At 38.8% G+C, this 6,478-nt stretch carries 4 protein-coding genes; 3 read left to right on the top strand and 1 reads right to left on the bottom strand.

The features are described from left to right. The first annotated feature begins 155 nt into the window (after positions 1–155). Genes EII41_RS13200 through EII41_RS13190 form a run of 3 tightly spaced genes read left to right on the top strand, consistent with a single transcriptional unit; the run spans position 156 to position 4,837 of the window. Positions 156–3,323 carry a SusC/RagA family TonB-linked outer membrane protein gene (locus EII41_RS13200; protein WP_124790960.1) on the top strand — a complete coding sequence of 1,056 codons (3,168 nt, stop codon included), beginning with the start codon at positions 156–158 and terminating at the stop codon, positions 3,321–3,323. 12 nt (positions 3,324–3,335) lie between these two features. Then, positions 3,336–3,821 (top strand): hypothetical protein, encoded by a 486-nt coding sequence (locus EII41_RS13195; protein ID WP_124790959.1) that lies wholly within the window; start codon positions 3,336–3,338, stop codon positions 3,819–3,821. Then, positions 3,788–4,837, top strand: coding sequence for a RagB/SusD family nutrient uptake outer membrane protein (locus tag EII41_RS13190; protein WP_124790958.1), 1,050 nt, complete (start codon positions 3,788–3,790; stop codon positions 4,835–4,837). Before EII41_RS13195 ends, EII41_RS13190 begins: the two co-directional genes overlap by 34 nt. A 948-nt stretch (positions 4,838–5,785) precedes the next feature. Here EII41_RS13190 and EII41_RS13180 read toward each other — a convergent pair. Beyond that, the gene (locus EII41_RS13180) at positions 5,786–6,406 is read right to left on the bottom strand and encodes a nucleotidyl transferase AbiEii/AbiGii toxin family protein (RefSeq protein WP_260425594.1); all 621 of its coding nucleotides are present in this window, start codon (positions 6,404–6,406) and stop codon (positions 5,786–5,788) included. Between the last annotated feature and the right edge of the window lie 72 nt (positions 6,407–6,478).

Raw genomic sequence — 6,478 nt, 5'->3', positions numbered from 1 at the left:
GGTCTTTGTCCATGCTGATATCAAAGTTAGTAATTATTGAATTATTTACAAAAGTACAAATGTACGACCATTAATTTACGCTGACCGCTGAGGATGTGAAAAACGAACAGTGAAAAAAGTGAATCATAGAAATTAATCGTTAACAATTTTAAAGTATGAAACAGAAAATCATTATGCTAATGACCTTCCTCCTTATAGGAGCGGGGTCTTTGATGGCTCAGACGCAGGTGCAGGGCACGGTAGTCGACGAGCAGGGAGAACCGGTTATCGAGGCCTCTATCGTACTCAAAACCGACCGAACGAAAGGAACGATTTCCGACATCGACGGTAAGTTTACGCTTTCGGTACCTAACGGATCGACGTTAGTATTTTCGTTCGTAGGTTTCAAAACACAAGAAGCTGTGGCACAGCCGAACATGAAAATTACTATGATGGGCGATACCGAAACCTTAGACGAAGTCATTGTTGTCGCTTACGGTACGGCCAAAAAATCGTCGTTTACCGGATCGGCAACATCTGTAGGTTCTCAGAGGCTTGAAATGCGTCCGATCTCTAATGTTTCTCAAGCAATCACCGGAGCAGCCCCCGGCGTACAAACCACCTTGGGAAGTGGACAGCCGGGTTCAAGTCTTGATATTCGAATTCGAGGATTCGGCTCTGTGAATGCTTCTAATAAACCATTATATATTGTAGACGGATCTCCTTATACTGGTGACATCTCTGATTTGAATCCAGCCGACATCGAAAATCTAACGATTTTGAAGGATGCAGCCTCCACTTCGTTGTATGGGTCGAGTGCCGGGAATGGTGTAGTATTAATCACAACGAAAAAAGGAAAAGGACAAAGCCGTAAACCGATAGTACGGGTTACCTCCTCATGGGGAACGAGTATGCGTGGTATCCCCGAATACGAACGAGTAGGTATTATGGATTATTATCCGATGATGTGGAAGCAATTATATAATAGCTATATCTATGCCGACAAACCATTATCTGAGGCTGCCGCAGCAGCACAAGCATCAAAAGCTGTTTTTGAAGAATTGAAATACAATCCATTTAAAGGCGTAAAAGGCGAAGAAATTGTAGGGGCTGATGGTAAACTCAATCCCTCTGCAACGAGTTTGCTGTATGGAGATGACACAGATTGGGAGAAAGCAATTACACGTTCGGCAAATCGATCTGAATATGGTATATCACTCAGTCAACAAGGAGAGAAGTCTGATTCATATGCTTCATTGAATTATTTGAAAGACAATGGGTATGTCTTTAAAACGATGTTTGAACGCTTCTCTGGACGTGTAAATGCAAACTATAAAGCAACAGAGTGGCTGAAAGGAGGCGTAAATATTTCAGCCTTCCGAACTAAATCGACTTATTCACGAGGAGATGAGACGGGCTATGTAAATCCTTTTTTCTTTTCTCGTTTTATTGGACCGATTTATCCGGTTTATTTGCATGATGAAACAACAGGAGAATACATCTTAGATGCCAATGGGGAAAAAATATATGATTATGAAAAGCCTCGGGGAAAAGACGCTTTTTCGGGCAGACATATTTTAGCTGAGACTGACTATAACTTTGAACAGATAACGAGGGATGGGATTAATTCTCGTATGTATGCGACTGTAAATATTCTTCCAGAATTGGAATTTACAGTAAATTTGTCTTATGACAATACAAACAGTCATACTACAGAATATAAGAACAGAGAAGTAGGAGATTCAAAAGATAAAGGGTCTTTGGAGAAAGAAAATACACGCAGCACGACCGTGAACCTCAACCAACTGTTGAATTACAAGAAAACATTTTCCGATGTACATAACTTTGATATTTTACTAGGACATGAAAATTATCTGAGCGATTATGAATCTCTGACCAGCCGAAAAGGAAAACAAATACTCGATAACGTATACGAATACGGGAACTTTATCACACCTGAAGTATTGTCTTCATATACCAGAACCTATAGGAAAGAAGGTTATTTTACACGTGTAAATTACGACTATAATAATAAATATTATGGCTCTCTATCTTTCCGTCGTGACGGAACGTCCAGATTCCATAAAGACAAACGCTGGGGTAATTTCTGGTCAGTAGGTGGTTCATGGCGTATCGGTCAGGAAGAATTCATGAAAAATCTAACTTGGATCGATGATTTGAAGATTAGAGCTTCTTATGGACAAACAGGAGTGGATGATGTCTTAGACGAAGACGGATATTCCATTTATTATGCTTATCAAACCTTGTATGGTATTGGCTGGAATAACTTTGAAAATCCGGGTATTCTTTTCTCTAAACTGGGGAATAACACTTTATTGTGGGAAACCCAAATCAGTTCCGACGTGGCTTTAGAGTTCAGCTTCTTAGAGCGCATAAGAGGCTCGATAGAATATTTTAATAAAGAATCAAAAGATTTATTATTCTCATTACCACTGCCGCTGTCTTCAGGCACAACCTCTATTGATGATAATATAGGAAAAGTAAGAAATCAGGGAATTGAAATGGACCTGAATGTGGATATTATCAAGAACAAAGAGCTGAAGTGGAGCATTGGGTTTAATATCACTCATTTTACCAATAAAATATTACAATTGCCTCCTTCAAGAAAGGAGATTATCTCTGGTACGAAGAAACTGATGGAAGGCAGATCCATCTATGACTTTTGGCTTCGTCAATACAAAGGCGTAGATTCTGCTGATGGTATGCCGTTGTATCAATTTGATAATGATCCGGGAAAAGAATATGTTTTTGACGCAAAAGATTGTCGTGTGATTAATGGCGATTCGCTAACCACCAACTTCCAGAAGGCGAAATATGATTACAGTGGCAGTGTTATACCCAAAGTATACGGAGGATTTAATACAACGGTTTCTTATAGAGGGTTTGAATTTGCTACATATTTTGCATACCAGCTAGGAGGTAAATCATATGATGGAGCTTATGGATCGCTTATGGAAATGGATAATATGGGAGGAGCACTCCATGTTGACGCAATGAAGGATAGCTGGCAGAAGCCCGGAGATGTGACTAATGTACCGCGTCTTGATGCCGGCCAAAGTTCCACGATTGGAGCTGCATCTACGAGATGGCTGACGTCATCGAATGCATTAGTCATAAAATCTATATCGTTAGGTTATACTTTACCTAAAAGTTTGACGAATAAAGTTTTCATTGAAAATGCAAAAGTTACATTTGCAGGAGAAAACTTGTTCTTATTTGCTAAGCGTAAGGGGTTGAATCCAATGCGTAGTTATACTGGAACAACGGCAAACGTATATTCTGCAGCTCGCTCTTTTAATGTAGGCTTACAATTAACATTCTAAAATATACTAAATATGAAAATCAATCAATTAAATAAATTAATATCAAGCGGTTTATTACTGCTCTTTTTGTCAGCTTGCGGTGAAACATACCTTGATACACAACCTTCAGAAAAAATTGGTGAACACGACGCAACTGCTACCGTGAACAATTTGGATTATATTCTGAATGGAATGCATAGTTATAATTATACTAATTGGGAAGCACAGGCATATAACGGTGAACACAGTTTAAATATCGCGCGTGATATGCTTGGCGAAGACGTTATCAACTCTACAACAGGTAATGGCTGGTATATCGGAGAAGCCCGTTGGATCGACCATCGAAACGAAAGGTCAAGACTTTCAAGAGTACCCTGGCTAATCTATTATAATATGATATTAAATGCAAATAGTATCCTATCTAACATTGAAAGATCAGACTTACAGGGTGAAAAAAGATCAAAGAAAGAATCAAAGGCGAAGCTTTGGCATATCGAGCTTGGTGTCACTTTCAATTAGTACAGCTTTATGGCAAAAGATATCAAAAAGGAGTTAATAATGAACAATTAGGTGTCATTATCAGAGATTCAGTTGCTACATCTGAAAAACCGCGTGCGACAGTTGGAGAAGTATACCGATTTATAAATAATGATCTTGATCAAGCGATATCTTTGCTTAAGGGGGCTTCTCTATCTGAAAAAAACAGAATCAATTATTTGACTGCTTTAGGAATAAAATCACGCGTCTCATTAGTTCAACAAAATTGGGAGGATGCAGCAAAATTTGCAGTAGAAGCTATTGCGTTGGCTAAAGAGAGGAAGATTGTATTACAATCTAAAGATGCCTTATTATCAGGCTTTAATGATTGGAATAAAAACACAGAATGGATTTTTGGTCATTTTAATGCTTATATGTCGTGGAACTTTAGCTCATCGAATATTCGATCTAATCCTAAATTGATTAACAAAGAATTGTACGAATCCATGAGTCAGACAGATATTCGTCGTATGTGGTGGGATCCGGGTACAATGGATGGAGATAAATGGAAACCTTCGGAATCTTATGAAAAGAATTTTCCAAGACCTAAGAATTATTTGCGAAAGGCTTATAGTACATTTAAATTTACGGCTGAAGCCTATGGAAACAGCTCTGGAGATATTCTGCTTATGCGATTGGCAGAGTTGTACTATATTGCAGCTGAGGCTTATGCACATACTGGACAAAATGAAAAGGCACAGGATATTCTGAATACAATTATGGTTACTCGTGATCCTAACTATGTCAAATCAACAAAAACAGGAGATGAACTTCTAAACGAAATATGGAGAAATAGACGTATTGATTTATGGGGAGAAGGATTCCGGTTTACTGATCTTAAACGATTGAACCAACCTCTGAAGCGTTCCATCGTATCTAATACACCGAGCAATGTTTCGCGTAAAATGGAAGTACCAGCAGGTGATAAAGAATGGCAATTCCTGATACCAAGAGCTGAGCTAGATTCGAATCCGAATGTGAAGCAGAACGAAGTATAATATACTAAGAGTCTGATAAAAATAAGTTGCCGTCATAGTATGGACTTATCCTGCTATGACAGTAACTTATTTCATTCTTACGATAATAACTTTGTCAGTTGTTTTACTATCATTGCTGTCCAATAAAAGTTCCTCTCGAAAGAAAGAGTGTCTCTTTTATTGGATATCAATAGGTTCTTGTCTGTGTATCAGCTTAAAAAGTTGTTTGAAAACCTTACAAAACCAATACATAAATCAGCAGAAAGGCATAGGCTGGTATTCCGAGTGTACGGTTGAGGGCGACGCCATGCTGACGAATTCATTCAGGCTTTCAGCCCTTGTATGCTCTTCGGGTGTTGAGTTGTTGAATTGTTTATTTATAATATTTATAATATTGAGTTGTTGAATTGTTGGCTGATGGCTAACGAACAATTACGAATGACAAATTACGAATTACGAATTACGAACACTGAACGCTGAAGGCTGATTGCTGATTGCTGTAAAAGCCCTGAAAGGGCATACTAATTCAGCCCAATGCGAAGCGTTGGGGAAAAGGCATCCTTCCCTGCAGAGGGCTGAAAGCCTGAATTATATTAATGTTAATTGTCAATGGTTACGCCCTGCGGATGTTGAGGTGTTGATTTGTTGGCTGAACACTGAACGCTAGCGAACAATTACGAATGACAAATTACGAATTACGAACACTGAACGCTGAAGACTGAAGGCTGTAAAAGTCCTGAAAGGGCGTACTAATTCAGCCCAATGCGAAGCGTTGGGGAATAGGCATCCTTCCCTGCGGAGGGCTGAAAGCCTGAATTATATTAATTGTCAATGGTTATGCATGGTAAACGCCGAACGGTATATCGCGTAATTTGGGATAAAACGACGACTTTGCACTTACGAACGTCTGAAATGATGATAAGCCGTCCTATCATTCGGTAAATTTCTGTGTTATCTTGATGTATCTTCTCAGATATTTTTCACCAATTTATTCTTTACATACTTCCATGCTTCTTCCATCCGATAGGATATTCCGGGACGGATGATTGCAAACATATCGGAAAGAAACTCATTATCTTTCGTATTGATTTCCATATGATTGAGAAACTGCTTGCATGTAGGCGGTTGCTTCACCACGAATGCCATATATCGGTGATAACATTCCAATATTTTGGCACTGTCTGTTTCGTTATGTATCATTGCCCAATAAAGGTCGAAGAGGTCTCGTCCTTTCCTTCGTTGATACAAAGCGCGGAGTTTCGTTCCCAGTAATTCCTCCAACTCGTAGCAAGTCAGTTCACATTGGCCGGTAAACCATGAATTAGACATTTGAAAAGGAATTTGCTTTAATCCTAACACACTGAAATGCTCACGGGTATTGATTTCTATTTTTAACCGCAAATCGATAGTGGGTGGAAATTCTGATTCGAAGCGGTAAATAATGGTATTGTTATGGGTATGCTGCTTGACCGTCCGTTTTGTTCCCAAGAAAGCGAGCTGTTTACGTATTTCTTTCAATATAGGGTTAGTGGGAGATGATTTTATCTGTACCAAATCAATATCTTCCGAATAGCGTACTTGTGGTTGTATATAGTCGTTCCTTATAAAATCAACTTATGCCACAAAATATATTTTATGCTTCCGAAAAAACCAACCGAAAAT

The organism is Tannerella forsythia (assembly GCF_003860135.1).
Lineage (GTDB): Bacteria > Bacteroidota > Bacteroidia > Bacteroidales > Tannerellaceae > Tannerella > Tannerella forsythia_A.
Note: the sequence above shows the minus strand (reverse complement) of the source record. Positions and strands in the feature narration are given on the sequence as shown.